We start from the raw sequence: 22,758 nt of genomic DNA on the forward strand, positions 1-22,758 counted from the left end.
ATCTTCTCACCGCCATGTCGAGACCGCGGGCTGTGTCTCGACACCGGTGTGTCAGCCACTTTCGACGGAGGAGTTCGAGATGACTCACACGCTGGTGCAGGACGAGGTCGCGATCCTCGCGGTGTTCACCGAGCAGGAGGAGGGCATGCGGCTGCGTGATCCCGCGCGGATCGTGGCGCGGTATGCGCAGGACGCGGTGACGTGCACGTTGGCGCCGCCGTTGCGCAACACGGGGCTGGACGCTCGTGATCCGGAGGCGTTGGCGGGGTGGATGGCCGGGTTCAGCGGGCCGATCACGATCGAGCACCGGGATCTGGAGGTCGCGGTGGCCGGTGACGTGGCGTTCGTGCACGGGCTGGCGCGGATGGCGGCGGTGCCGGTCGGTTACCCGGAGGGGTTCTCGATGTGGATGCGCACGACCGTGGGGTTGCGGCGCCGCGACGGGCGGTGGCTGGTGACGCACGAGCACCAGTCGGTGCCGTTCCACATGGACGGGTCGTTCCTGGCGGCGACCGATCTGGAGCCCTGAGCAGGCCTTGCCGAGGCCCGGACCGTGCAGGGGGTCGGTCCGGACCTCGGCGCTTCTTGCGGGGTGGGTCTGCTACTTGACGTTCACCGCGGCCCAGGCCCGGTTGACCGCCGCGTACTCGGGCGACGAGGCGCCGTAGAGGTCGGCGGTGGCCGCGAGGGTGCCCGTGCGGGCGGCGGCGTACTTGGTGCTGGAGGTGAACTTGGTGGTCAGCGCGCGGTACCAGATCTTCTCGGCCTTGTCGCGGCCGATGCCGGTGACGGGCTGGCCGTCGGTGGTGGGGGAGTCGTAGGCGACGCCGTTGATGGTCTTCTGGCCGCTGCCCTCGGACAGCAGGTAGAAGAAGTGGTTGGCGATGCCCGAGGAGTAGTGCACGTCGACGTTGCCCGCGGTGGAGGACCAGTAGTCGAGGCTCTTGCCGTCCTTGGAGGGCTTGTCCATGTAGCGCAACGGCTTGCCGTCACCGCGGATGTTGATCTTCTCGCCGATCAGGTAGTCGCCCACGTCGGTGGTGTTGGCGGCGTAGAACTCCGTGGTGGAGCCGAAGATGTCGCTGGTGGCCTCGTTGAGGCCGCCGGACTCACCGGAGTAGACCAGGCCGGCGGTCGAGGCGGTGACGCCGTGCGACATCTCGTGGGCCGCGACGTCGATCGAGGTCAGCGGGTTGCGGTTCTGGGCGCCGTCGCCGTAGGTCATGCAGAAGCAGGAGTCCGACCAGAAGGCGTTGCTGTAGTTGTTGCCGTAGTGGACCTTGCTCAGCGCGCCCTGGCCGTTGTTCTTGATGCCGCTGCGGCCGTGGACGAACTTGTAGTAGTCCCACGTCTTGGCGGCGCCGAACGCGGCGTCGACGCCCGCGGTGGCCTTGTCGGTGTAGGTGCCGTTGCCCCACTTGTTGTCGGCGTCGGTGAACAGGGTGCCGGTGCCCGTGCCGTTGTTGAGGTTGTTGACGGCCTGGTTGCCGCGGGCCGGGTCCTTGAGCTGGAACGTGGAGCCGGACTGGGCGGTGTTGAGGGCGACGGTGCCGGTGTAGGTGGACTGGCCGGTGCCCTCGGCGTGGTGCACGCCGTCGTAGGTCAGCAGCGTCTGGCCGGTCTTGGCGTCGGTGAAGGTGTGCAGTTCGCTGGGCGTCTGGTCTTCCTTGACGCTGTGCGTGACGGTCTCCCACGCGAGCACGGGTGCGTGGTCCAGGGCGAACACGACCAGCGTGCCGCCGGCGGCCGCGGTGGCGGGCGCGGAGGTGTCGAGGCCTGCGAGGGCGGCCTCCGACGCCTTGGTCACGCCCGTGACCTGGCCGGACTTCTGGGTGACGACGAGGTCGCCGCCGATGACCTTCAGACCGTTGAGGGTGCGGTCGAAGCGGAGGTGGTGCGTGCCGTCGGCGTCGCGCACGACGTCGCGGGGCACGAGCTGCTCGCCGCCGGCCAGGCCGAGGGCGGAGGAGATCGTCCCCGCCTGCTCGGCCGCGGCGTGCAGAGCTTCCTGTTGGGTGAGGGGCCTCGGCTGTGGTGCGGCGTTGGCTCCCAGCGTGCCCGTGGCGGCCAGAGCCGCTCCGGCCACCAGGGCGGTGGTGATGCCCAGGGTTTTGCGCTTCATGAACGCTCCTTGTTCCGGTGCAGGGAGTGATCGCTCCGGCGTTACAGGGGTGCCGGGTCGATCACCGTGGAACATCCCGGCCGTCGTCGATGACCGGGCGTGGTGATCGTATTGCTCTCAGTGCATACGACCAGCCGCTCCCAGAATGCGAGATCGGTTCATAAATTGACCTGATGCGCTGGTCAGGACGCCGGATTTTGTCCGAATGGCGGGACAAAAGAGCAGCTCAAACGACGTGGAAACACGACGGAAACTTCCGGGACGCCCGTGCCGATGGGCTAACGCACTGCTCTGTTCGGTGCAGCCCTACCGGAGGGGATCTTGTTTACAGTTAACTACGCACAGTGAGACCTGGGTCACAAATTCACAGGCCGAGGCGGGTCACGGCGTTGTCCTCAAGGGGGTTCGCCGTGCGGATGTAGCGGTGCACCGTCCGCGGATTGGTCCACCGGCCCTGCCGCATGATCTCCCGGTCGCTCGCCCCGCCCAGCGCCGCCTGCGTCGCGAACCCCGCCCGCAGCGAATGCCCGCCGAACAACGCCGGATCCAGCCCCGCCCGCACCGCGTACCGCTTCACCAGCTCCGCCACCGCACGCCCCGACATCGCCTTCTCCGCGATGCCGCCGTGCCGGTTGATGATCGGGAACACCGCACCCCGGCGCCCGCTCGCCTGATAGCCGTGGCAGCGGTGCAGCCCCGTCTCGGAGATCTCGCGGCCGTCGAGCACGTCGGCCCAGTCCGCGAACGCGCACACCGGGCACGTCGGCCGCCTGCTGCCGCGCGGCAGCACCACCGACTGCTGGTGCTTGCCCGTCTGGTCGGTCTTCGTCGTCCCCAGCCGGATCAGCAGCAACGGCTCGTGCGTGCGCGGATCCACGTCCACCGTGACGTCCTCGAACTCGATCCGCGCCAGCTCGCTGCGCCGCAACGCGCCCGCGAACCCGACCAGCAGCAGCAAAGCGTCCCTGGCTCGCGCCGGACCGTCCTGCGGCCGTTCGTTCAGCAGCGCTTCGAGCGTTTCGAGCAACACCGGCCGTTTACGCCGGGGCTGTGTTTTGCGGGTGCGCCGGATACCGCGCAACGTCAGCCGCACCACGTCACTGCGCGTCGGGCTGGGCAGCCCGTTCGCCGCGTGCACGGCCGCGATCGCCGCGGACTTGCGCTCCAGCGTCGACGCGCCGAACGCAGGCGACCCGTCCGGTTTCACCGTGTCCGCCGCGACCGCCAGGTAGACGGCCACGTCCAGCGGGTCCGCGGGCAACGCCTGGCGGCCCTCGGCCTGACACCAGCCGGCCCACGCGATCCAGTCCGACCGGTAGGCGCGCACGGTGTTCGGTGACTGGGCGCTGCGCAGATAGCCGCTCAGCGAGGCCGCCTGCTCGTCGTCGAACCGTTCGCGCACCCTCACGAGCGCGTCGGCGTCGATCAGCACCGAGTTCGAGACCCTGACCAGCGCGTGCTGGACGGGTTCGGGCAGGCTCACACCCGCGATGGTAGTCCTCTGATCAACTCCGCGACCTCGCCCGGAGTGAAGTCCAGCCCGCTGATTCCGACGCTCACCTCGAAGGCGCACCGGCGCGGATCCGGATTCGACCGCGCGTACAGGAACAGCTTGATCCCGGTCTCCTCCAGCAGGTTCCGCGCCGCTCGTTGCGCGTCCTGGCGTGACATCGGCAGGTGGACGTGGAACAGGGGAGTGGAGGGCACGCCCGGGGTGGTGTGCGCGAACCCGTCGGCGTTGATCGCCTCGGCCACGGCCCGCGCGTGGTCGCGGAACTCCTCCATCCGCGGCAGGTTCTCGTCCATGCCCATCAACGCGATCGCCGCCAGCGGCCACGCGTCCGCGATCGCCCCGCCCATCCGGCGCCGCCACACCGCCGCGTGCTCGATCGTCTCGGCGTCCCCGGCCAGCACCGCGCCCCGCACGCCTTCGAGTCCTTTGTAGAGCGACACGTACACCGTGTCGAACAACGCGCCGATCTCCGCGAACGTGGCGTCGTACCCGGTCTGCGCCTCCCACAGCCGCGCGCCGTCGCAGTGTGCGGCCGCGCCGGTCTGCCTCGTCCACGCCGTCTGCGCCGCCAGATCCCCGAACGCGGGCAGCACGCCGCCGATGTCGCGTTGCGGCAGCTCGAACACCACGGCCGCGAGCGGCTCGTGCACCGCTCGCAGATCATCGAGACCGAACAGCTCGTTGCGGTCACCCACGGGGTGAAACCGCAAGCCGTGCAACGCGTTGTAGCCCTGGTTCTCCCACACGTGCAGATGCGTCTGCGGATGACCGGCGAACGCGCGCCGGCCCGAACGTTCCGCGTGCACCCGCAGCGCCACCTGCTGCGCCATCGTCCCCGACGGGAAGAACAACGCCTGCGGCTTGCCCAGCAGCCCCGCGATCCGGTGCTCCAGCTCCCGCACCGGATCCTCGGGCCGCGTGTCCGCCGTGACGCGCCCGGCCAGGCGGCGCACGAGCTCGAACGGCGACTTGCGCGGACCGCTGTGCTGCGACAGCGAACGACGGATCTCCATGACCCGACCGTACCTATTGCAACTTACTTGCAACAGACTCAGTTCGTCGTGATCAGGCGGCCGCGTTCAGGCGTGCGTCCAGCTCGGCCTCGTCCGCCACGAACCACAGCTGACGGCCCCGGTTCGACTCGTGGACGAAGTCCCGCAACGCCGTGCTCGCCGCCACCTGCTCGGTGATGTCCCCGACCACCACGACCTTGAACCCGTACTGCTGGAACTTCTGCACCACCGCACCCGCCACCCGTGTGCGCAACACGAGGAAATCCTGCGACAACCGCGCCACCGGCACCACCAGCCACTGCACGTCCTGCCCCCACAACGTGCCGATCAAGTCCACAGCGGACTGCTCGTCGGTGATCACGGGACCGTCGGCGGCGCACATCAGCACCGTCGCGCCGTGGCGCGTCTGCACAACATCAGGCATGGCACCGGAACCTAGTCGCGGCCCGCGTCCGATGTCGCGCCGAATATCGCGCGCGACCGGTGATCACCACTTGCTAGGGTCACCGCACGCGATCGGCCCGAGGAGGTGAGTCCCATCAACGCGGTCAACCCAGATGGGCGTTCCCTCCCCCTTTCGGCCTGACGCCGTCCGCGCGTCGCCACGGGAACGCTCCAGCAGCCATCCCGAAAGGCCAGCAGCCATGCGCTTCACCTCCGAGACCACGTCCGCCGACGGCACCACCGAACGCGACTTCGTCCACGACGGCGTCCCCGGCGTGCTCTGGACCCCCGCCGGCACCCCCAGCGGCCTCGTGCTCAGCGCACACGGCGGCGGACAGCACAAACGAGCCCCCGGCATCACCGCCCGCGCGGCACGGTGCGCCGCCGCCGGACTCACCGTCGTCACCCTCGACGCGCCAGGCCACGGCGACCGGCCCCGCACCGCCGACGACGACCGGTTCGCCACCGAGATCCGCTCCCGCATCACCTCCGGACGCGACGCCGGCGCACTCGTCGCCGAGTACAACGTCCTGCAAGCCGCGCGGGCGATCCCGGAATGGCGATCCGTGCTCGACGCCCTGCCCGCCACCGGCGACGCCATCGGGTTCTGGGGCGTGTCCATGGGCGCCGCCCTCGGCATCCCGCTCGTCGCCGCCGAACCCCGCATCCGCACCGCCGTGTTCGGGCTCATCGGCGCCACCGAAGCACTGACCGCGGCGGCGGCGACGATCACCGCGTCCGTGCGGTTCCTGCTGCAGTGGGACGACCAGCTCATCGCCCGCGACGCCGGCCTCGCGCTGTTCGACGCCTTCGGCACCCGCCAGAAGTCCCTGCACGCCAACCCCGGAGGCCACGGCGAGGTCCCCGAACACGAACTCGCCGCCGCGGTCACGTTCCTCGCCGGATAAATCCCGGGCGCCCGCGGGTGGGTCTGGGTAGCGTCGCGCCACATGCGTGATCTCGCGACGTTGCCCAAGGCCCACCTGCACGTGCACCTGGAAAGCACCGTGCGCCCGGACACCCTCGCCGAACTCGCCGAGCACCACGGCGTCGACGTGCCCGCCGCGCAGGCCGGATCGTTCGACGGCTTCACGCAGTTCGCCGCGCACAACGGGGCAGTACGGGACTGCCTGCGGCGAGCCGAGGACTTCCACCGGATCGCGTACGAGTTCTGCGCCGAGGAAGCAGCGCAGGGGACCCGGTACGCCGAGGTCACGTTCACCGCGGCAGCGCACGGAGAACGGCTCGGTGATCCGGACATGCCGCTCGAAGCGGTGTTGTCCGGGCTCGCCGCAGGACAGGCCGCCCACGACATCGAATGCCGTGTGATCGTGGACCACCCCAGAAAGCGGTCGGTCGCGCGGTTTCAGGACTCGCTTCGCCTCGCGGCCACGCACCCGCGGGTCGTCGCGATCGGGATGGCCGGAGCGGAAGACCACCCGCTCACCCCGTTCGCCGCCGTGTTCCGCGCCGCGCGCGAAGCCGGGATCGGGCTCGTGCACCACGCCGGAGAATGCTGCGGAGCACCGAGCGTCGCCGAAGCCGTCACCGTAGGACTCGCCGACCGGATCGGCCACGGGTTCCGCGCACTCGACGATCCGGACGTCGTCGCGCTGCTACGGGACCGCGCCATACCGCTCGAAGCCTGCCCGTCGTCCAACGTCGCACTGGGACTGGTCGACTCGCTCTCCTCTCATCCGCTGCCACAACTCATCGACGCCGGGCTGACCGTCACGCTCAGCACCGACATCCCCGCCTCCACCGGCACCACGCTCACCGGCGAATACCGGCTGCTGCGCGAGCACCTCGGCTTCGACGACGACGCTCTCGCGCGCATCGCCACCAACGCCGTCGACGCCTCCTTCGCCCCCGAGGGAACGAAGACCGCGCTGCGTCAGGACATCGCCGCCTGGCGGGCAGGCTCGAAACACACCAGCCCGTGCCGCGACGCCAGCAACGCCACCAGATCCAGCACCTGACGCTGCCCCGGCCACACCACGTGCACGATCACCGCGTCCACCCCCACCGTCAGCGCCTCGTCCCACGACACGGGGGAGGCGGGATCCGGCGAGGTCTGCCGCAACTCCCGCACGAACGCCGCCACCGCGGGCTCGAACGCGCCCAGCGGCGAGGACCGCAACTCCGCATACCGGGCCGCCGCCTCCGGGAAGGACGCCGGACCAGGAGCCCGCCACACCACCACGTCGACTGGCACCTCGACCGGCACGGCCATCACGCCACCTTCCCGAACAACGCACCCAACCGCGGAATCCGCGCGGAGATCTCCGCCGGATCAGCGAAATCCCACTGCTCACCTGCTGGATCCGGCGACACCAGCAGCCCACGCTCGGCCACCACCGCCTCCAGATCACCGTCGAACGCCTCGGCCGCCACGTAGTCGAGACCCTCCCAGTCCGGCCAGTCCTCATCCGCCCACGCGTGCACGCCGCCACGCGACGCCAGCAACCGCACGTGCGGCAGATCGGCCAGCGCGTCCGGCGACGAGGCCACCGCCTCGAACACCGCCCGCCCCTGACCCACCAGCCACGCCTGGAAGTAGAAGAACCCGTCGTCCGAGCACAACCCGCCGCAGATCACGTCCGCCGCGTGCCAGTGCGCCCACGTGTCCACCCGGCGACGCACCTCGTCCAGGCGCACCCCGAACTCCACCACCTCGCCGGCAGGCAACACGGCCAGCGCGGCCGTGAGCCGCTCCAGCCGATCGTCCTGGTCCGAGGCCCCCACAGCGGAGGACTCCACCAGGCCCCAGAACGCGTTGAGGTCCATGCCCGAAACGCTAGCGAGGGGGTCTGACAATTTTGAAGCCCCGACATCAGCCCAGGTCAGAAGCTGTGAGAGGCCATGCCCGCGCGGGACGGAGCCGCATCCCGGACGGCATCCGGGGACCGGCGGCTCCCAGGGTCATCGCGGCACTTTCCCGAACAACGCCCACAGCCGCGGAATCCGGCGCGCGATGTCCGCCGGATCCTCCATCTCCACGGCTTCACCGCCCGGCGACACGTCGAACGCCCGCGCCTGCCCGCGCGAACCCAGCAGGTCGTCCAGGTCTGCGGCGTACACCGCCTCGAACGCCGCGTCCGGCACCCGGTACAGCGCCTCCCACTCCGGCCAGTCCTCATCGGACCAGCCGGCCACAGGCCCCAGTGCCGCCAGCCGCCGCACCTGCGCAACGTCGGCCAGCGCGTCCGGCGACGCCGCCACCGACGAGAACACCTCGCGACCCTGGCCGATCAGCCACGCCTGGAAGTAGAAGAACGAGTCCATCCCGCACAGCCCGGAACAGATCAGCGAGGCCGCCTGCCAGTGCACCCACGTGTCCACCCGGCGGCGCTGCTCGTCGCCCCGCACGGCGAAGTCGGCGATCTCACCCGCCGGCAACAGTGCCAGCCGCCCGGACAGCCACTCCCGCCGTTGTTCCAGGTCAGCGGTAGCGGCAACGGCGTGATCGACCAGCTTCCAGAAGCCCCCTGCGTCCATCCGGCAACGCTGGCGGCGGGGTCTGACAGTTATTGACGCGAGCGAATTGGAGCTCCCCACTATCCTTGACTCCAAATGGACACCCCGCACGCTGAACTGCACAAACGCCTGCCCGAGCTCATGCCGCGTGATCAACGCCGGCTCGCCAGGCGCCTCGACGGCGCACGCAAGGTCAAGGACCCGCTGGCGCGCCGCAAGATCACCGAGGAGATCGCCGCCCAGATCGACGAGGCCGCGCTCAAGGTCGCGCTGCGCCGGGAGTCCGTTCCCAAGATCACCTATCCCGCCGAACTGCCGGTCAGCCAGCACAAGGACGAGATCAAAGAGCTGATCGCGCACCATCAGGTCGTGATCGTCGCGGGCGAGACCGGATCCGGTAAGACCACGCAGCTGCCCAAGATCTGCCTGGAACTGGGGCGCGGTGTCATCGGCCAGATCGGCCACACCCAGCCGAGAAGGATCGCCGCCCGCACCGTCGCCGAACGCGTCGCCGAGGAGCTGGGCACCAAGCTCGGCGACACCATCGGCTACAAGGTCCGCTTCACCGACCAGTCCGGCGACGACACGCTGGTCAAGCTCATGACCGACGGCATCCTGCTCGCCGAGATCCAGACCGACAGGACGCTGAGCCGCTACGACACGATCATCATCGACGAGGCCCACGAACGCAGCCTCAACGTCGACTTCCTGCTCGGCTACCTCAAGCAGCTCCTGCCGCAGCGCCCCGACCTCAAGGTCGTCATCACCTCGGCGACCATCGACCCGCAACGCTTCAGCGCGCACTTCGAGAACGCCCCGGTCATCGAGGTCTCCGGCCGCACCTACCCCGTCGAGACCCGCTACCGGCCGCTGGAGGAGGACGACGACCAGACCCAGGGCATCCTCAACGCCGTCCGCGAACTGCAGGCGGAAGGCCCCGGCGACGTCCTGGTGTTCCTGTCCGGCGAACGCGAGATCCGCGACACCGCCGAAGCCCTCAAAGCCGAAGACCTCCGCAACACCGAGATCCTCCCGCTCTACGCCCGCCTGTCCGTGGGCGAGCAGCACCGCGTGTTCCAACGCCACACCGGCCGCCGCGTCGTGCTCGCCACCAACGTCGCCGAGACCAGCCTCACCGTGCCCGGCATCAAGTACGTCGTCGACCCCGGCAACGCCCGCATCTCCCGCTACAGCCACCGCCTCAAGGTCCAGCGCCTGCCGATCGAACCCATCAGCCAGGCGTCGGCCAACCAGCGCAAGGGCCGCTGCGGCCGCGTCAGCGAAGGCATCTGCATCCGCCTGTACTCCGAAGAGGACTTCGAGGCCCGCCCCGAGTTCACCGACGCGGAGATCCTGCGCACCAACCTCGCCAGCGTCATCCTGCAGATGACCAACATCGGCCTCGGCGACGTCGCCGCGTTCCCGTTCATCGATCCGCCCGACTCCCGCAACATCAACGACGGCATCGGCCTGCTGCAGGAGCTCGGCGCCATCAACGCCGCCGAGAAGAAGCTCACCCCGACCGGCCGCAAACTCGCCGCCCTGCCCGTCGACCCCCGTCTGGGTCGCATGGTGCTCGAGGCCGACACCACCGGCTGCCTCAAAGAGGTCATGATCATCGCCGCGGCACTGTCCATCCAGGACCCGCGCGAACGGCCCGCGGACCAGCAGGAAGCCGCCACCCAGCAGCACGCGAGGTTCGTCGACAAGGAATCCGACTTCACGACGTTCCTCAACCTGTGGGAGTACCTCAAGCAACAGCAGAAGGAACTGAGCGGCAACCAGTTCCGCAAGCGCTGCAAGGCCGAGTTCCTCAACTACCTGCGCGTGCGCGAGTGGCAGGACATCTACCTGCAGCTGCGCCAGGTCGCCAAGCAGATCGGCATGCACGTCAACGACCAGCCCGGCGACCCGCGCAACATCCACATCGCGCTGCTGTCCGGACTGCTCAGCCACATCGGCGTCAAGGACATCCTCAAAAAGCAGGCCCCAGGCGAGAAACGGCGTCCGCTCACGGAGTTCCTCGGCGCCCGCAACGCCAAGTTCGCGATCTTCCCCGGCTCCGCGCTGGCCAGGAAACCACCGCAGTGGGTGATGGCCGCCGAACTCGTCGAGACCAGCCGCCTGTGGGGCCGCATCGTCGCCAGGATCGAACCCGAATGGGCCGAACGCCTCGGCGAGCACGTCGTCAAACGCCAGTACTCCGAACCGCACTGGGAGACCAGACGCGGATCAGTCGTCGCACTGGAGAAGGTCACGCTGTACGGGGTGCCGATCGTCGCCGGCCGCAAGGTCAGCTACGGCCGCATCGACCCCGAACTCTCGCGTGAGCTGTTCATCCGCCACGCGCTCGTGCAGGGCGAGTGGACCACGCACCACCGGTTCTTCCACACCAACCGCGCGATGCTCGAAGAAGTCGGCGAACTGGAGAACCGCGCACGGCGCCGCGACATCGTCGTGGACGAGGAGACGCTGTACGAGTTCTACGACAAGCGCGTCGCCCCGGAGGTCGTGTCCGCGCGGCACTTCGACTCGTGGTGGAAGAAGCAGAAGGACAAGAACCTGCTGACCTTCACCAAGGACATGCTGGTCAACGACCGTGCCGACGTCACCCCCGAGGCCTACCCCGACCAGTGGCGCCAGGGCGAGCTCACGCTGCCGCTGAGCTACCACTTCGAGCCGGGCACCAAGAACGACGGCGTCACCGTCCAGCTCCCGCTGCCCGCGCTCACCGCCCTGGACGACGACGCGTTCTCCTGGCAGATCCCCGGCCTGCGCCACGACCTCGTCGTCGCGCTCATCCGGTCGCTGCCCAAGCCGATCCGCCGCAACTTCGTGCCCGTCCCCGACGTCGCCACCGCCGTCCTCGCGCGCATCAACCCCAAGGACACCAGCCTGCTCAGCGGTGTCGAACGGGAGCTGCGGGCGTTGACCGGCGTGACCGTGCAGCGCGAGGACTGGCAGTTCGACGCCGTCCCCGACCACCTCAAGCTCACCTTCCAGGTCGTCGACGACCAGAACCGCACCCTCGCCGAAGGCAAGGACATCGCGGCGCTGAAGGAGAAACTGCGCGACGAGGTCCGCGAATCACTGAGCCAGGCCGCCGGCCACCTCGAACGCACCGGACTGACCACGTGGGACTTCGACGCCCTGCCCCAGACCATCGAGCAACGGCAGTCCGGCATCACCGTCACCGCCTACCCGTCGCTGCTCGACCAGGGCGAGACCGTCGCGATCAAGGTCCTCGACACCCCCGGCCGGCAGGCCTACGCCCACCGCCGCGGCGTGCGCAGACTCCTGCTGCTCGGCGTCAACTCGCCCGTCAAACACCTGCAGCGCCACCTCGACAACGCCGCCAAGCTCGCACTGACCCGCAACCCCCACGGCAGCGTCGCCGCGCTGCTGTCGGACTGCATCATGGCCGCCGTCGACCGGCTCATGGGCGACCCCGCGTGGAACGCCAAGTCCTATGCGGCGCAACTGAAGAAGGTCCAGGCCGCGCTCAACGACACCACCTGGGTCGTCGTGCAGGAGGTCCGCAAGGTCCTCGAAGCCGCCCACCAGGCCGAACTGGCACTGACCGGCCTCAAGGGTGCCCCCGATTCGGCCGCCGACATCCGCGCACACCTCAACTCGCTGGTGTACAAGGGATTCGTCACCCACACCGGCTACGACCGGCTGCCCGACCTCGTCCGCTACCTCAAGGGCATCGCGCGGCGCATCGAGAAACTGCCCGAGAACCCGCGCCGCGACCTCGACTGGACCGACAAGATCCACCAGGTCCACGCCGAATACCGGGAACTGCGCGCGCAGACCCCGGCCGACGAACCCGCGCCCGAACTCGACGAGATCCGCTGGATGATCGAGGAACTGCGCCTGTCCTACTTCGCCCAGACCATCCCCACCCGCTACAGCGTCAGCGACAAACGCATCTACAAAGCGCTCGACGCCGTGCCCTTGTAGACCTCGCTACCGTGGAACATGCACTTTCCCGGGGATTCCACGTGGCAGGTGTCCAGCGGCAGTGGTGAGGTCTTCGCGCTGTACGTGCGTGACGCGCTCGGCATCAGCACACCCACCGCCGACGCGATCCCACGCCTGACCCCGCCGGTACCGCGCGACCACGACGCGTACGTGCCGGAGACCTTCGGGTCGGCGTGGGACCGGTGGTGGACCCGCTCGCTCACCACCCTCGGCTCAGGGCACCCGCCTGTCGGGGTGCCCGAGCAGATGCGTGCCGACTACACCCGATGGCAGCCCGACTGGACCTCGCCCGAGCAGCGCGCGCTGCGCCGCCATGCCAGGACCGAGTCCTACGCGCTGCTCAAGGAGATCGTCGACCAGCTCACCGTCGAGTTGGGCCGCCGGCCCGTCTTCAACCTCCGCATGATCGAGATCCCGGTCGAGGGCCAGTTCTGGCGTCGAGTCGACAAGCACACCGCGCTCGTGTCCGACGAGCTCCGCATCTCCCGCAACGTCCTCGCGCCACTGGAGTCAGTCCTGCGTGAACTCGCGCTGTAGCGCCTCACCCGTGCGGTACAGCTGCACCAGCAAAGGCCGCAGCAACACCCCGGCCGGCGTCAGCTCGTACGACGTCCGCACCGGAAAACCAGGGGAGCGGGAACACGACACCACACCCTGCGCCACCAGCGACTCCAGCCGCTCGGTCAGCACCTTCGCGCTCAACGACGGCAACCCCGCCCGCAACTGCGAGAACGACCGCGGCCCGTGCATCAGATCCCGCAGCACCAGCGTCGCCCACCGGCCGCTGATCGCCGCGAGCGCCACCTCCACCGGGCAGTCCTGCGACGGCCGGTCCCAGGTCACCGTTTGGTGACCCACAGAAGCGAACGCGACGCTGTCGGCATGTCCATCCACCCCGCCAGTGTCGCCCACGACTTCGCCGCCGCGTTCAACTCCCGGAACCCGGACGCCGTCGACACCGTCTACGAACCGAGCGGCCTGTTCGTCCCCGAACCCGGCCGCACCGTCACCGGAGCCGCCCGGCGCGCCGCCAACCAGCGGTTCCTCGATCTCGGCCTGCCCATAGACCTCCGGCCACGCCACGTCTACGAACACGACGGCATCGCGCTGCTCATCGTCGACTGGACCATCGGCGACCTGCACGGCACCGCCACCGACGTCGCCCGCCGTGGCGAGGACGGCCGGTGGCGGTACGTGATCGACAACCCCTTCGGCACGGCCTAGGCCTCAGGTGGCTCCATGGCCCCGGTCATGATCGCCACCGCGTCCGACATCGAGATGGACTTCGGATCCACCACCGCCTTGCGCCGGCCCAGGCGCTGGATGTGGATGCGGTCGGCCACCTCGAACACGTGCGGCATGTTGTGGCTGATCAGGATCACCGGCAGGCCCCGGTCGCGGACCTGCAGGATCAGGTCCAGCACCGCACGGGACTCCCGCACGCCCAGCGCCGCCGTCGGCTCGTCCATGATCACGACACGGCTGCCGAACGCCGCCGCCCGCGCCACCGCCACGGCCTGACGCTGGCCACCCGAGAGGGTCTCCACCGCCTGGCCGGGGTTCTGGATCGTCATGATCCCCAGCGCGTCGAGCTGGCGGCGGGCCTCGTCGCGCATGCCGGTGCGGTCGAGCATCCGGAACACCGAGCCGAGCACGCCCTTGCGGCGCAGTTCACGGCCCAGGAACAGGTTCGCGGCGATGTCGAGCGACGGCGACACGGCCAGCGACTGGTGCACCGTCTCGATGCCGGCCTTGCGCGCGTCCAGCGGCGTGGAGAACGACACGGGAGAGCCGTCGAGGAACACCTCGCCCTCATCGGGCACCACCGCGCCGGACAGGGCCTTGATCAGCGACGACTTGCCCGCGCCGTTGTCACCGATCACCGCGAGGATCTCGCCCGGCAGCAACTCCAGGTCCGAACCCGCCAGCGCCGTCACCCTGCCGTAGCGCTTGACCAGGCCCGTTGCCTGCAGGATCGGGGTGGTCATGCCTTCACCTTCCTGATCCACTGGTCCAGCGACACCGCCACGATGATCAGCACACCGACCGCCATCGTCTGCCACAGCACGTCCACCCCGGCCAAGGCCAGGCCGTTGCGGAACACGCCGACGATCAACGCGCCGATCAGCGACCCCACCACCGCGCCGCGGCCACCGAACAGCGACGTCCCGCCGATCACCACCGCCGTGATCGAGTCCAGGTTGTCGGTCTGCCCCGCCTGCGGTGAAGCCGAGGCGATCCGGCCGATCAACGTCCACGCCGCCACCGCGTAGATCAACCCCGCCGTCGCGTACACGGACAGCAGCACCCGAGCCGTGCGGATGCCCGACAGGCGCGAGGCCTCCAGATCGTCACCGGTCGAGTAGACGTGCCGGCCCCACGCGGTGTTCTTCAGCACGAACGCCATCGCCGCCACCAGCAGCACCAGCATGATCGAGCCGTAGGTGATGCGCGTGCCGCCGACGGTGAACGTCTGGCCGGTGAACAGCAGCAACGACGGCATGTCCGTGCCGCGGATCGTGGCACTGCCCGAATACCAGAGGTTCAACGCGAAGAACACGTTCAACGTGCCCAGCGTGACGATGAACGGCGGCAGCTTCAGCCGCGTCACCAGCAGGCCGTTGAGCAACCCGCACACCGTGCCCACCAGGAAACCGAGCAGCAACGCCGGCAACCCCGGCAGGCCGGTCTCCGACGCCACCTTCGCCATCACGATCGAGGTCAGCACCATGATCGCCCCGCACGACAGGTCGATCCCGGCGGTCAGGATCACGATCGTCTGCCCCACCGCGAGCGTGCCCACCACCGCGACCTGCTGCAGGATCAGCGAGATGTTGCCCGGCGTCAGGAACCGCTCCGAGAGCAACGCGAACACGATCACCGACGCCAGCAGCACCACCGCCGGTCCGATCGTGGCCTGCGCGTGCAGCAGGTGCTGCACGCGCGTCAGCACGGAACGATCCCGTTCCTCCACCACCGCGGTCATCGCTTAGCCCCAGCAGTTCTGCAGGCCGAACGCCGAGTCCTTGGACTCCACGCCGTCCGCGGGCTGGTCGGTGATCAACGTGACGCCGGTGTCGGTGTTCTGCGGCTTCGAGCCGTCCTTCGCGAACTTCGACACCGCCTCCACGCCGAGCTGCGCCATCTTCAGCGGGTACTGCTGCGAGGTCGCCCCGATCACCCCGGACTTGACGTTGTTCACGCCCGGACAGCCGCCGTCGACCGACACGATCACGACGTCCTTCTCCTTGCCCGCCGCCTTCAACGCCTCATAGGCACCGGCCGCAGCGGGTTCGTTGATCGTGTAGACCAGGTTGACGCCGGGGTCCTTCTGCAGCAGGTTCTCCATCGCCGTGCGGCCACCGGACGGGTCGCCGTTGGTCACGTCGTGGCCCACGATCCGCGGATCGGACTCGTCACCGATGCGGGCCTTGTCCTTCACGTCGACGCCGAAGCCCTCCAGGAACCCCTGGTCGCGCTGCACGTCCACCGACACCTGGTTCGGGTTGAGGTCCAGCAACGCGATCTTGGCCTGCTTGCCCTCCTTCGCGAACTTCGACTTCGCCCACTGCCCGATCAGCAACCCGGCCTTGTAGTTGTCGGTCGCGAACGTCGCGTCCGCGGCACTGGCCGGCTCCAGCGGCGTGTCCAGCGCGATCACCAGCAGCCCCGCCGCCCGCGCCTTGTCCACCGACGGCACGATCGCCTTCGAGTCGCTCGGCGTGATCAGGATGCCCTTCGCACCCGACGCGATCAGGTTCTCGATCGCGTCGACCTGCGTCTGGTTGTCGCCGTCCTGCTTGCCCGCGAACGACTGCACCGTCGCGCCTGCCGACGAGGCCGCCTGCTGAGCGCCCTCCTTCATCTTCACGAAGAACGGGTTCGTGTCCGTCTTCGTCACCAGGCCCACCAGCGTCGTGCCGCCGCCGGAGGACCCACCGCCTCCGCACGCGGTGAGCAAGGTGAGCAACGCCGCCGCGGTGACCCCGACAGTTCTACGCATGTCAACTCCTACGTCAACGTTGACGTAACCACCCGTCCGAGGTCTCTGAGATCGTGAACGGAAGAGCGGCTACGCGAGCTGTGCAAACGGGTATACCGTTGCGTCATCGTTGACGCAAGAGTCGTAGGACGTGGACATGGACCGAGCAGCCGACAGACGTGAACCCACGATGCGCGACGTCGCCGCGCTGGCGAAGGTCAGCACCAAGACCGTGTCCCGCGTGATCAACGGCCTGCCCGGCGCCGGTGCCGAGGTCGTCGACCGCGTCCGCGAGGCGGCCCGCACCCTGGGCTATCGCCCGAACCTGACCGCCAGCAGCCTGCGCCGCTCCGACCGGCGCAGCGCCACCATCGGCGTGCTGTTCGAAGACCTCTCCAACCCCTTCGACGCCGCCCTGCTGCGCGCCGTCGAGGACCGCGCCCGCCACGCCGGGGTCCTCGTGCTCGCCGGCAGCAGCGAGGACGACCACACCCTGCAACGCGAACTGCTCGTGTCGCTGTCCACGCGCCGTGTCGACGGCGTCGTCGTCATGGCCGTCGGCGGGCATCAGGACGCCCTGCAACAGGAACGCGACCGCGGCACCCCGATGGTGCTCGTGGACCGGCCTCCCACCTTCGGCGGCACCGACTGCGTCACCACCACCAACCGCGACAGCTCCCGCGACGCCGTGCTGCACCTGGCCGCCCTGGGCCACCGCGACATCGCGTTCCTCGGCGACCGCCGCACCCTGTGGACCAGCCAGGAGCGCTACACCGGCTACCTCGAAGGCCTCGCCCAGGCAGGCCTGACCCTGCGGGACGCGCTCGTGCGCACCGACCTGCACGGCGCCGACCTCGCCGAGGCCGCGACCGGGGCGCTGTTCGACCTCGACCGGCCGCCCACCGCGTTGTTCACCGCCCAGAACCTCGTCACCGTCGGCGCCATGCGGCTGCTGCGCGCTCGTGACCTGCACCGCCGCGTCGCACTCATCGGGTTCGACGACTTCCCGCTCGCCGACATGCTCGACCCCGGCATCACCGTCGTGCGCCAGGACGTGCCCGGCATCGGGCGCAAGGCCGCCGAACTCATCTTCGCCCGCATCGACGGCGACACCTCACCGCCCGTGCACGCCGTCGTCCCCGCCGCGCTCGTGCGCCGCGGGTCCGGCGAGATCGCGCCGGTCAGCTGACCGACAGCACCGCGTCGATCACCTGCGGCCCCGACACCAGCACCTCGTCGTTGTGGTCCGCGCCGTCGATCTCGACGAGCCTCGCGCGGGCCGCCGTCGCCACCTCACGGCTCTGCGCGGGCGGCACCACCGAGTCCTTCGTGCCCAGCAGCACCACGGTCGGAACGTCCACCCCGGACACCCGCTCCGTCACGGGGAACTTGTCCTGCAACAACGCCTTCACCGGCAGCCACGGGTAGTGGTGCGACCCGACCGCCGCCAGCGAGGTGAACGGCGAGCGCAGCACCATGGCCTTGGGCGCGCGGAACGTCGCCAGCTCCGCCGCCACCGCCGCGCCCAACGACTCGCCGAAGTAGACGACCGGCCCGTCGATCAGGTCCAGCGCGGCCCGAGCGTCGAACGTCAGGCCCTCCTCCGTCGGCTTGCCGGGGTTGTCGCCGTAGCCGCGGTAGTCGAACAGCAGCACCGACAGCCCGCGCGCGGTCAGTTCCCGCGCCAGCGACACCCGCCCCGTCCGGTTGCCGCCGTTGCCCGGGAACACGATCACCGTGGCGGTCGCGCCGGGCAGTTCGAAGTGCCAGCCGTCGAGCAGCAGACCGTCCGCCGTCACCAGGCGGACGTCGCGCCCACCGGGCAGCACCTCCTCGGCCGCGGGCACCGGGCCGGGGGAGGGGAAGTACACGAGCTTGCGCTGGAAGGTGAAGACCACGGCGACGATGGTGACAACCACCGCCGCCGCGATCAACACCGGCCTCCTCACATCCCCATGATGAAGGCTCAGCAGCGCTTGTCGGTGAACTCCTGGAAGCCGTAGCTCGGGTCACCGACAAGATCGACGAACGTGCCCGACGCACGCGTGCACTGCGACAGCGTGTTCGTGCCCTTCGACCAGTTCTCCTGCTTGTTGCGCTGCCGCACCGACCCGGCCGGGTTGGCGCCGTCCGGGTAGATCGCGGTGTGGATCTCGAAGGACCGGCCCTTGCTGATGTACTGGTCCCACACGTACACGTACGCCCAGTTCTTCCCGCAGCCCTTGAACTGCTTCACCGAGGCCACGATCGAACTCGAGCTCGTGCCGGTCTGGATGTAGGCCGTGCTCCCGATCTGCGTCACCGGACCACAGCCCGGCGCCGACTCCGCGTGCGCCATCCCCGGCGACAACACCGACAACGTCAGGGCCGCGGCCACCATCAGCGCGCGCTTCATCAGCACCTCTCCTCGGTCTTGGTGGTGTGCCAGTAGGTCTCGCTGGACACGAAATCGACCATCTGCCCGACCGCACGCGTGCACTGCGACAGCGTGTTCGTGCCCTCCGACCAGTTCTCCTGGCGGTTGCGCGGATACGTCTTGAGCCCGGCCTTCTGGCCGTTCGCCTCGACGTACACCCTGACCTGGAAGTCACCGACCCGGTCGACGAACGAGTCCCACACGTACACGTAGGCCCAGTTCTTGCCACACCCCTTGAACTGCTTCACCGACGCCCACGCCGACGAGGCGTTACCACCGATGTAGGCGGTCTTGCCGATCTGCGTCACCGGACCACAGCCCGGCGCGGACTCGGCGTGCGCCACCCCGGACGACAGCCCGGTCAGCGCCAGTGCGGCCACCGCCGCGACAGAAACGAATCTCACGCCCCCGACGGTGCCCACCCCCGGTTAGTCAGCGGTAAATCACTCGAAGGTGTGGACTTCGATCGTCCACACCTGACGCGCCGCGAACGCCTCGGGCACACCTGGCGCGACCAGGCGTTTCGCGAACTCGGCCACAGGCAGGTCGACGTGGCGGATCTCCCGTCCGGCCACCACGGACAACCGCGCGGCGATCTCGGCCTGGGTCAGCACGAGTCGTGCGGCCGGCTCGTCCGGCATGCCAGCGAGGCCGGTGAGGTCGGACCTCACCGGCTCGTCGACCTGACCGTGCGGGGCTTCAGTCCGCCGGAGCGAACGGCACCAGCACCACGGTGATGTTGTCGTGCCCGCCCGCGTCCAGGGCGACCTTCACGAACTCCTCCGGCCCGCACGGCAGCAGCGGCTGCAGGTCCTCGGGCTCGGGCCGGTAGTTGTGCAGGCCGTCCGAGCACAGCAGGAACACGCCCGGCGAGGTCGGCTTCAGCGTCACGACCTGCGGTTCCACCCGGCCCGCGTCCGCGCCGATCCACCGCGACAGCACGTGCGCGCGACGGTCCGTGCGCGCCTGCTCCTCGGTCAGCACGCCTTCGGAGACCAGCTGCGCGGCCCACGTGTCGTCCGTGGTGAGCTGCTTGGAGCCCTCGTCGGACAGCCAGTAGGCGCGCGAGTCGCCGACCCAGCCGATCGTCACCGAGTTCTCCGTGACCAGCGCGGAGACGAACGTGCACGACGGCGCGACACCCCGGCCGCCCGCCTCCATCGGCTCCAGCTCGACCAGCTGTTCCACCGCGGAGCACGACGCGGCGACGGCGTCGACCATGGCCTGCTCGGCGTCCGCGGTGTCGATCAGGGCGTTGAGCAGCACGTCCACCGCGGCGTCCGCGGCGGCCTGCGAGGCCTGCTCGGCGCGTTCGGAGGAGGCCACACCGTCGCAGACGACGGCGGCGACACCCTTGCCCGCGACGTGACCGAACGCCATCGAGTCCTCGTTGCGCGCCCGCCGCTTGCCGCGGTCCGACACACCGGACACCGCGCCCAGCGCGTACTCGACCCGATCACGCGCCGAGGGCTGGTGACGGCCGCACTGGGTGCAGTAGTCCTCGTCGTCGATGTCGGGCGACCCGCACAGGATGCACGAGGCCTGCGCGGGACCGGTCGGTCCGCCCAGCGGCGTGCGGCGGACCAGCAGGTTGCGTCCGCACGCCTCGCAGAACCGGTCCTCCGCCGCGACGGGCGCGAAGCACTCCGGGCACTTCAGGGTGTCCATCAAACCAACGTCCTAGGCCTTACCGCGTTCGCGCGGTCCACCAATGCGATCCGTTCCTCCGGCGTGGCCGCGAACCGGGCCAGCGTGCGATAGCGCGCCTCTAGACCCAGCCGAAGCTCGTGTTCGGAGAGTGCACAGTCCAGCACCTTGCCCTCGGCGGCCTGATTGCGGGTCACGTAGTCGTACGCCGCCTCCAGCACCTCGGCCGACAGCTGCGTGTGCGAATGGACGTCGATGTCCAAGGCGTGCAACCGTTCCCCGGCCGCGACGAGGTCCTCCGCACCGCAGTCGCCGAGCTGCGCGCGCACCGCCGCGATCTGCGCCGCCAGATGTTGCGATGACGTGTCCGGCACCGACAACAGCACCTCGACCGCCCGAGCGCGGTCACCGCACGCCAGCAGCACCCGCCCCAGCCCGAACGCCGCCGACACGTACGAGTGATCCGTGCTCCACACCAGCTCGTACCAGCCCGCCGCCGCCTTCAAGTCGCCGGTGGCCTCCGCGCACACGCCCAGCGCGAGCTTCGGGGCCGCCTCGCCCGGCACCGCCGAGCACACCGCGTCGAAGAACCCCAGCGCGTCGGCTGCCCGCCCGTCGGTGAGCGCCGCGAGGCCCCGGTACCAGTCCGGACGCCAGTCCTCGGCGGGGTCGAGTTCCGGCTCGTCGAACATCGACGGCGCCGTGAGCGACTCCAGCTCCCGCATGGCCGCCTCGGTGTCGCCGGACTCGATGAGCACCCGCACGATCCGCAGCCGCACCTCCACCGTGAGCTCCGGCGCCTTGCGCAGCCCCGCCGGATCCGACGTCGTCGCCGTCGCCAGCCAGGACGCGGCCGCGTCGGAGGTGCTCACGCTCGGTGCCGGCAACGCCAGCGCCACCTCGGGCAGGTCGAGCGAGCCCTCCACGCCGAACCGGCGGCGTTCCGGCGTGAACTGCCGCGACAGGCCCGGCCGCGGCACGCCGTCCTCGATCGCCAGCACCTCGCGCAGCACGCCCGTGAGCTGCTCGGCCATGTCCTCGGCGGAGGAGAAGCGCAGCTCGGGGTTCGGGTTCGTGGCGCGCAGCAGCAGCCGGTGGAACGACTCGAACCGGCCCAGCAGCGGTTCCTCGTCGACCGTGGGCAGCCGGTCCTTGCAGCGGCCGCGGAAGTCGAACGGGAAGCTCATCACCGCCAAAGCGCGCCCGACCGTGTAGATGTCGGAGAACACCGACGGGCCGATCGTGCCGATCTCGGGCGCCTGGTAGCCGATCGTGCCGTAGATGGGGGAGTGGTGGTCGTCGATGCGCCGCACCGCGCCCAGGTCGATCAGCTTGAGCTGCTCCTCGGTGTGGATCATGTTGTCCGGCTTGAAGTCGCAGTACAACAGCCCCACGCCGTGCAGGTAGCCGACCGCGGGCAGGATCTCCAGGACGTAGGCGATGGCCTGCGCCAGCGGCAGCGCCTCGTCCCCGCGGCCCTCCCGGCGCCGGCGCGTGATCATGTCCTTGATCGACTCGCCGCCGACGTACTCCATCACGATGTACTCGACGCGCTTGTCGCTGTCGCGGCTCTCGTGCCGGATGAAGTTGTGGATCTTCACGATGTTCGGGTGCTCGACCTCGGCCAGGAACCGCCGTTCGGCCAGCGCCGCCGCCATCGCGTCCGCGTCACCGGAGTCGAGCAGGCCCTTGAGCACCACCCACCGGTCGCTCACCGCGTGGTCGAGCGCCAGGTAGAGCCAGCCCAGGCCGCCGTGCGCCAGGCACCCCAGCACCTCGTACTGGTCGTGCAGCACCTCACCGGGCGCGAGCTTGGGAGTGAACGAGTAGGCGTGCCCGCACTGCGGGCAGAACCCCTCCACCCGGCCCTGCTTGCCGTCCTTGCGCCGCCCGACCTTCTTGCCGCACTTCGAGCAGAACCGCTTCGCCTCCGGCACCTCCGGCTGCTCCAGCACGGCGGTCTTCGGATCCCGGTACGGCACCCGCGGCACCTCGACCAGCCCGGCACCCAGCCGGCCGCGGCTCATCGACCGCGCGCTGCCCCGCCGCGTGCGGCCCGAGTTCGACCGCGACACCTCCTGAGACGACGACCAGGGCGCGGTCCCCGGCGCCGTCGACGGCCCTGTCTCGGGCAGCTCAAGCTCGTCAGTCATCCCGGCC

24 protein-coding genes are annotated in these 22,758 nt (G+C 69.6%); 7 read left to right on the forward strand and 17 right to left on the reverse strand.

Annotation, left to right across the window (positions count from 1 at the left end; genetic code table 11):
• Window positions 1–79: 79 nt before the first annotated feature.
• Complete coding sequence (locus ACIRG5_RS21845; protein ID WP_402907196.1) at window positions 80–529, forward strand: YybH family protein; 450 nt, start codon at window positions 80–82, stop codon at window positions 527–529.
• Between the two features lie 72 nt (window positions 530–601).
• Here the strand turns inward: ACIRG5_RS21845 and ACIRG5_RS21850 are convergent, their stop codons facing one another.
• The 4 genes from ACIRG5_RS21850 to ACIRG5_RS21865 all read right to left on the reverse strand — a co-directional run bounded on the left by ACIRG5_RS21850 (window position 602) and on the right by ACIRG5_RS21865 (window position 5,072).
• Window positions 602–2,122 (reverse strand): M4 family metallopeptidase, encoded by a 1,521-nt coding sequence (locus tag ACIRG5_RS21850; protein WP_402907198.1) that lies wholly within the window; start codon window positions 2,120–2,122, stop codon window positions 602–604.
• A 364-nt stretch (window positions 2,123–2,486) separates the two neighbouring features.
• Window positions 2,487–3,605, reverse strand: a complete 1,119-nt coding sequence (locus tag ACIRG5_RS21855) for a site-specific integrase (RefSeq protein WP_402907200.1) — start codon at window positions 3,603–3,605, stop codon at window positions 2,487–2,489.
• Window positions 3,602–4,648 (reverse strand): threonine aldolase family protein, encoded by a 1,047-nt coding sequence (locus ACIRG5_RS21860; RefSeq protein ID WP_402907202.1) that lies wholly within the window; start codon window positions 4,646–4,648, stop codon window positions 3,602–3,604. The genes ACIRG5_RS21855 and ACIRG5_RS21860 overlap by 4 nt, the downstream gene beginning before the upstream one ends.
• A 52-nt stretch (window positions 4,649–4,700) precedes the next feature.
• Window positions 4,701–5,072, reverse strand: a complete 372-nt coding sequence (locus ACIRG5_RS21865; protein WP_402907204.1) for a DUF4180 domain-containing protein — start codon at window positions 5,070–5,072, stop codon at window positions 4,701–4,703.
• Between the two features lie 220 nt (window positions 5,073–5,292).
• On the opposite strand from ACIRG5_RS21865, the gene ACIRG5_RS21870 reads away from it, so the two are divergent.
• Both ACIRG5_RS21870 and add read left to right on the forward strand, forming a co-directional pair.
• Window positions 5,293–6,000 carry an alpha/beta hydrolase gene (locus tag ACIRG5_RS21870; protein WP_402907206.1) on the forward strand — a complete coding sequence of 236 codons (708 nt, stop codon included), beginning with the start codon at window positions 5,293–5,295 and terminating at the stop codon, window positions 5,998–6,000.
• A 42-nt stretch (window positions 6,001–6,042) separates the two neighbouring features.
• Window positions 6,043–7,071: an adenosine deaminase gene (gene add, locus ACIRG5_RS21875; RefSeq protein WP_402907208.1), complete on the forward strand. Its 1,029-nt coding sequence runs from the start codon at window positions 6,043–6,045 to the stop codon at window positions 7,069–7,071.
• Here add and ACIRG5_RS21880 read toward each other — a convergent pair.
• The 3 genes from ACIRG5_RS21880 to ACIRG5_RS21890 form a co-directional block, all read right to left on the reverse strand.
• Window positions 6,987–7,325 carry a hypothetical protein gene (locus ACIRG5_RS21880; protein ID WP_402907210.1) on the reverse strand — a complete coding sequence of 113 codons (339 nt, stop codon included), beginning with the start codon at window positions 7,323–7,325 and terminating at the stop codon, window positions 6,987–6,989. The genes add and ACIRG5_RS21880 overlap by 85 nt on opposite strands.
• A complete protein-coding gene (locus tag ACIRG5_RS21885; RefSeq protein WP_402907212.1) occupies window positions 7,325–7,879 on the reverse strand; it encodes a DUF4240 domain-containing protein in 555 nt (184 codons plus the stop codon). Before ACIRG5_RS21885 ends, ACIRG5_RS21880 begins: the two co-directional genes overlap by 1 nt.
• A gap of 135 nt (window positions 7,880–8,014) precedes the next feature.
• Window positions 8,015–8,590 (reverse strand): DUF4240 domain-containing protein, encoded by a 576-nt coding sequence (locus ACIRG5_RS21890; RefSeq protein ID WP_402907214.1) that lies wholly within the window; start codon window positions 8,588–8,590, stop codon window positions 8,015–8,017.
• A 75-nt stretch (window positions 8,591–8,665) separates the two neighbouring features.
• Between ACIRG5_RS21890 and hrpA the strand changes: the two genes are divergently transcribed.
• Together hrpA and ACIRG5_RS21900 are read left to right on the forward strand one after the other, a co-directional pair.
• A complete protein-coding gene (gene hrpA, locus ACIRG5_RS21895) occupies window positions 8,666–12,532 on the forward strand; it encodes an ATP-dependent RNA helicase HrpA (protein WP_402907216.1) in 3,867 nt (1,288 codons plus the stop codon).
• An 18-nt stretch (window positions 12,533–12,550) separates the two neighbouring features.
• A complete protein-coding gene (locus ACIRG5_RS21900) occupies window positions 12,551–13,090 on the forward strand; it encodes a hypothetical protein (protein WP_402907217.1) in 540 nt (179 codons plus the stop codon).
• Here ACIRG5_RS21900 and ACIRG5_RS21905 read toward each other — a convergent pair.
• On the reverse strand, window positions 13,064–13,396 hold the full coding sequence (locus tag ACIRG5_RS21905; RefSeq protein ID WP_402907219.1) for a winged helix-turn-helix transcriptional regulator: 333 nt from the start codon (window positions 13,394–13,396) through the stop codon (window positions 13,064–13,066). The two genes, ACIRG5_RS21900 and ACIRG5_RS21905, sit on opposite strands and share 27 nt — an antisense overlap.
• 39 nt (window positions 13,397–13,435) lie before the next feature.
• Here ACIRG5_RS21905 and ACIRG5_RS21910 point away from each other — a divergent pair, with 39 nt between their 5' ends.
• Entirely contained in the window at window positions 13,436–13,777 is a 342-nt protein-coding gene (locus ACIRG5_RS21910) for a YybH family protein (RefSeq protein ID WP_402907221.1), read from the forward strand.
• On the opposite strand, the gene ACIRG5_RS21915 is transcribed toward ACIRG5_RS21910, so the two are convergent.
• The 3 genes from ACIRG5_RS21915 to ACIRG5_RS21925 are packed head-to-tail and all read right to left on the reverse strand — an operon-like array spanning window position 13,774 to window position 16,556.
• Window positions 13,774–14,541: an ATP-binding cassette domain-containing protein gene (locus tag ACIRG5_RS21915; protein ID WP_319980484.1), complete on the reverse strand. Its 768-nt coding sequence runs from the start codon at window positions 14,539–14,541 to the stop codon at window positions 13,774–13,776. The genes ACIRG5_RS21910 and ACIRG5_RS21915 overlap by 4 nt on opposite strands.
• Window positions 14,538–15,539 (reverse strand): ABC transporter permease, encoded by a 1,002-nt coding sequence (locus ACIRG5_RS21920; RefSeq protein ID WP_402907224.1) that lies wholly within the window; start codon window positions 15,537–15,539, stop codon window positions 14,538–14,540. The genes ACIRG5_RS21915 and ACIRG5_RS21920 overlap by 4 nt, the downstream gene beginning before the upstream one ends.
• A gap of 3 nt (window positions 15,540–15,542) precedes the next feature.
• Complete coding sequence (locus ACIRG5_RS21925; RefSeq protein WP_402907225.1) at window positions 15,543–16,556, reverse strand: sugar ABC transporter substrate-binding protein; 1,014 nt, start codon at window positions 16,554–16,556, stop codon at window positions 15,543–15,545.
• A 136-nt stretch (window positions 16,557–16,692) separates the two neighbouring features.
• On the opposite strand from ACIRG5_RS21925, the gene ACIRG5_RS21930 reads away from it, so the two are divergent.
• On the forward strand, window positions 16,693–17,724 hold the full coding sequence (locus tag ACIRG5_RS21930) for a LacI family DNA-binding transcriptional regulator (RefSeq protein ID WP_402907227.1): 1,032 nt from the start codon (window positions 16,693–16,695) through the stop codon (window positions 17,722–17,724).
• Here ACIRG5_RS21930 and ACIRG5_RS21935 read toward each other — a convergent pair.
• The 6 genes from ACIRG5_RS21935 to ACIRG5_RS21960 are packed head-to-tail and all read right to left on the reverse strand — an operon-like array spanning window position 17,717 to window position 22,751.
• A complete protein-coding gene (locus tag ACIRG5_RS21935; RefSeq protein WP_402907229.1) occupies window positions 17,717–18,484 on the reverse strand; it encodes an alpha/beta hydrolase in 768 nt (255 codons plus the stop codon). The two genes, ACIRG5_RS21930 and ACIRG5_RS21935, sit on opposite strands and share 8 nt — an antisense overlap.
• A 17-nt stretch (window positions 18,485–18,501) precedes the next feature.
• Window positions 18,502–18,930 (reverse strand): hypothetical protein, encoded by a 429-nt coding sequence (locus ACIRG5_RS21940; protein ID WP_402907230.1) that lies wholly within the window; start codon window positions 18,928–18,930, stop codon window positions 18,502–18,504.
• Window positions 18,930–19,355, reverse strand: coding sequence for a hypothetical protein (locus ACIRG5_RS21945; RefSeq protein WP_402907232.1), 426 nt, complete (start codon window positions 19,353–19,355; stop codon window positions 18,930–18,932). Before ACIRG5_RS21945 ends, ACIRG5_RS21940 begins: the two co-directional genes overlap by 1 nt.
• 39 nt (window positions 19,356–19,394) lie before the next feature.
• A complete protein-coding gene (locus ACIRG5_RS21950; protein WP_402907234.1) occupies window positions 19,395–19,622 on the reverse strand; it encodes a hypothetical protein in 228 nt (75 codons plus the stop codon).
• A 28-nt stretch (window positions 19,623–19,650) separates the two neighbouring features.
• Window positions 19,651–20,619, reverse strand: a complete 969-nt coding sequence (locus ACIRG5_RS21955) for a PP2C family serine/threonine-protein phosphatase (RefSeq protein WP_402907235.1) — start codon at window positions 20,617–20,619, stop codon at window positions 19,651–19,653.
• Complete coding sequence (locus tag ACIRG5_RS21960) at window positions 20,619–22,751, reverse strand: tetratricopeptide repeat protein (protein ID WP_402907237.1); 2,133 nt, start codon at window positions 22,749–22,751, stop codon at window positions 20,619–20,621. The genes ACIRG5_RS21955 and ACIRG5_RS21960 overlap by 1 nt, the downstream gene beginning before the upstream one ends.
• Window positions 22,752–22,758: the final 7 nt, after the last annotated feature.

The organism is Lentzea sp. NPDC102401, from assembly GCF_044765805.1.
Taxonomy (GTDB): Bacteria; Actinomycetota; Actinomycetes; order Mycobacteriales; family Pseudonocardiaceae; genus Lentzea; species Lentzea sokolovensis.

Excerpts from the sequence above, each read along its gene's own strand:
- ACIRG5_RS21960 (WP_402907237.1), bottom strand. The coding sequence starts at position 22,751 with ATGACTGACGAGCTTGAGCTGCCCGAGACAGGGCCGTCGACGGCGCCG.
- ACIRG5_RS21910 (WP_402907221.1), top strand. The coding sequence starts at position 13,436 with ATGTCCATCCACCCCGCCAGTGTCGCCCACGACTTCGCCGCCGCGTTC.
- ACIRG5_RS21920 (WP_402907224.1), bottom strand. The coding sequence starts at position 15,539 with ATGACCGCGGTGGTGGAGGAACGGGATCGTTCCGTGCTGACGCGCGTG.
- add (WP_402907208.1), top strand. The coding sequence starts at position 6,043 with ATGCGTGATCTCGCGACGTTGCCCAAGGCCCACCTGCACGTGCACCTG.
- ACIRG5_RS21850 (WP_402907198.1), bottom strand. The coding sequence starts at position 2,122 with ATGAAGCGCAAAACCCTGGGCATCACCACCGCCCTGGTGGCCGGAGCG.
- ACIRG5_RS21860 (WP_402907202.1), bottom strand. The coding sequence starts at position 4,648 with ATGGAGATCCGTCGTTCGCTGTCGCAGCACAGCGGTCCGCGCAAGTCG.
- ACIRG5_RS21890 (WP_402907214.1), bottom strand. The coding sequence starts at position 8,590 with ATGGACGCAGGGGGCTTCTGGAAGCTGGTCGATCACGCCGTTGCCGCT.
- ACIRG5_RS21955 (WP_402907235.1), bottom strand. The coding sequence starts at position 20,619 with ATGGACACCCTGAAGTGCCCGGAGTGCTTCGCGCCCGTCGCGGCGGAG.
- ACIRG5_RS21885 (WP_402907212.1), bottom strand. The coding sequence starts at position 7,879 with ATGGACCTCAACGCGTTCTGGGGCCTGGTGGAGTCCTCCGCTGTGGGG.
- ACIRG5_RS21845 (WP_402907196.1), top strand. The coding sequence starts at position 80 with ATGACTCACACGCTGGTGCAGGACGAGGTCGCGATCCTCGCGGTGTTC.
- ACIRG5_RS21940 (WP_402907230.1), bottom strand. The coding sequence starts at position 18,930 with ATGAAGCGCGCGCTGATGGTGGCCGCGGCCCTGACGTTGTCGGTGTTG.
- ACIRG5_RS21900 (WP_402907217.1), top strand. The coding sequence starts at position 12,551 with ATGCACTTTCCCGGGGATTCCACGTGGCAGGTGTCCAGCGGCAGTGGT.
- ACIRG5_RS21930 (WP_402907227.1), top strand. The coding sequence starts at position 16,693 with ATGGACCGAGCAGCCGACAGACGTGAACCCACGATGCGCGACGTCGCC.
- ACIRG5_RS21865 (WP_402907204.1), bottom strand. The coding sequence starts at position 5,072 with ATGCCTGATGTTGTGCAGACGCGCCACGGCGCGACGGTGCTGATGTGC.
- ACIRG5_RS21925 (WP_402907225.1), bottom strand. The coding sequence starts at position 16,556 with ATGCGTAGAACTGTCGGGGTCACCGCGGCGGCGTTGCTCACCTTGCTC.
- ACIRG5_RS21870 (WP_402907206.1), top strand. The coding sequence starts at position 5,293 with ATGCGCTTCACCTCCGAGACCACGTCCGCCGACGGCACCACCGAACGC.
- ACIRG5_RS21915 (WP_319980484.1), bottom strand. The coding sequence starts at position 14,541 with ATGACCACCCCGATCCTGCAGGCAACGGGCCTGGTCAAGCGCTACGGC.
- ACIRG5_RS21880 (WP_402907210.1), bottom strand. The coding sequence starts at position 7,325 with ATGGCCGTGCCGGTCGAGGTGCCAGTCGACGTGGTGGTGTGGCGGGCT.
- hrpA (WP_402907216.1), top strand. The coding sequence starts at position 8,666 with ATGGACACCCCGCACGCTGAACTGCACAAACGCCTGCCCGAGCTCATG.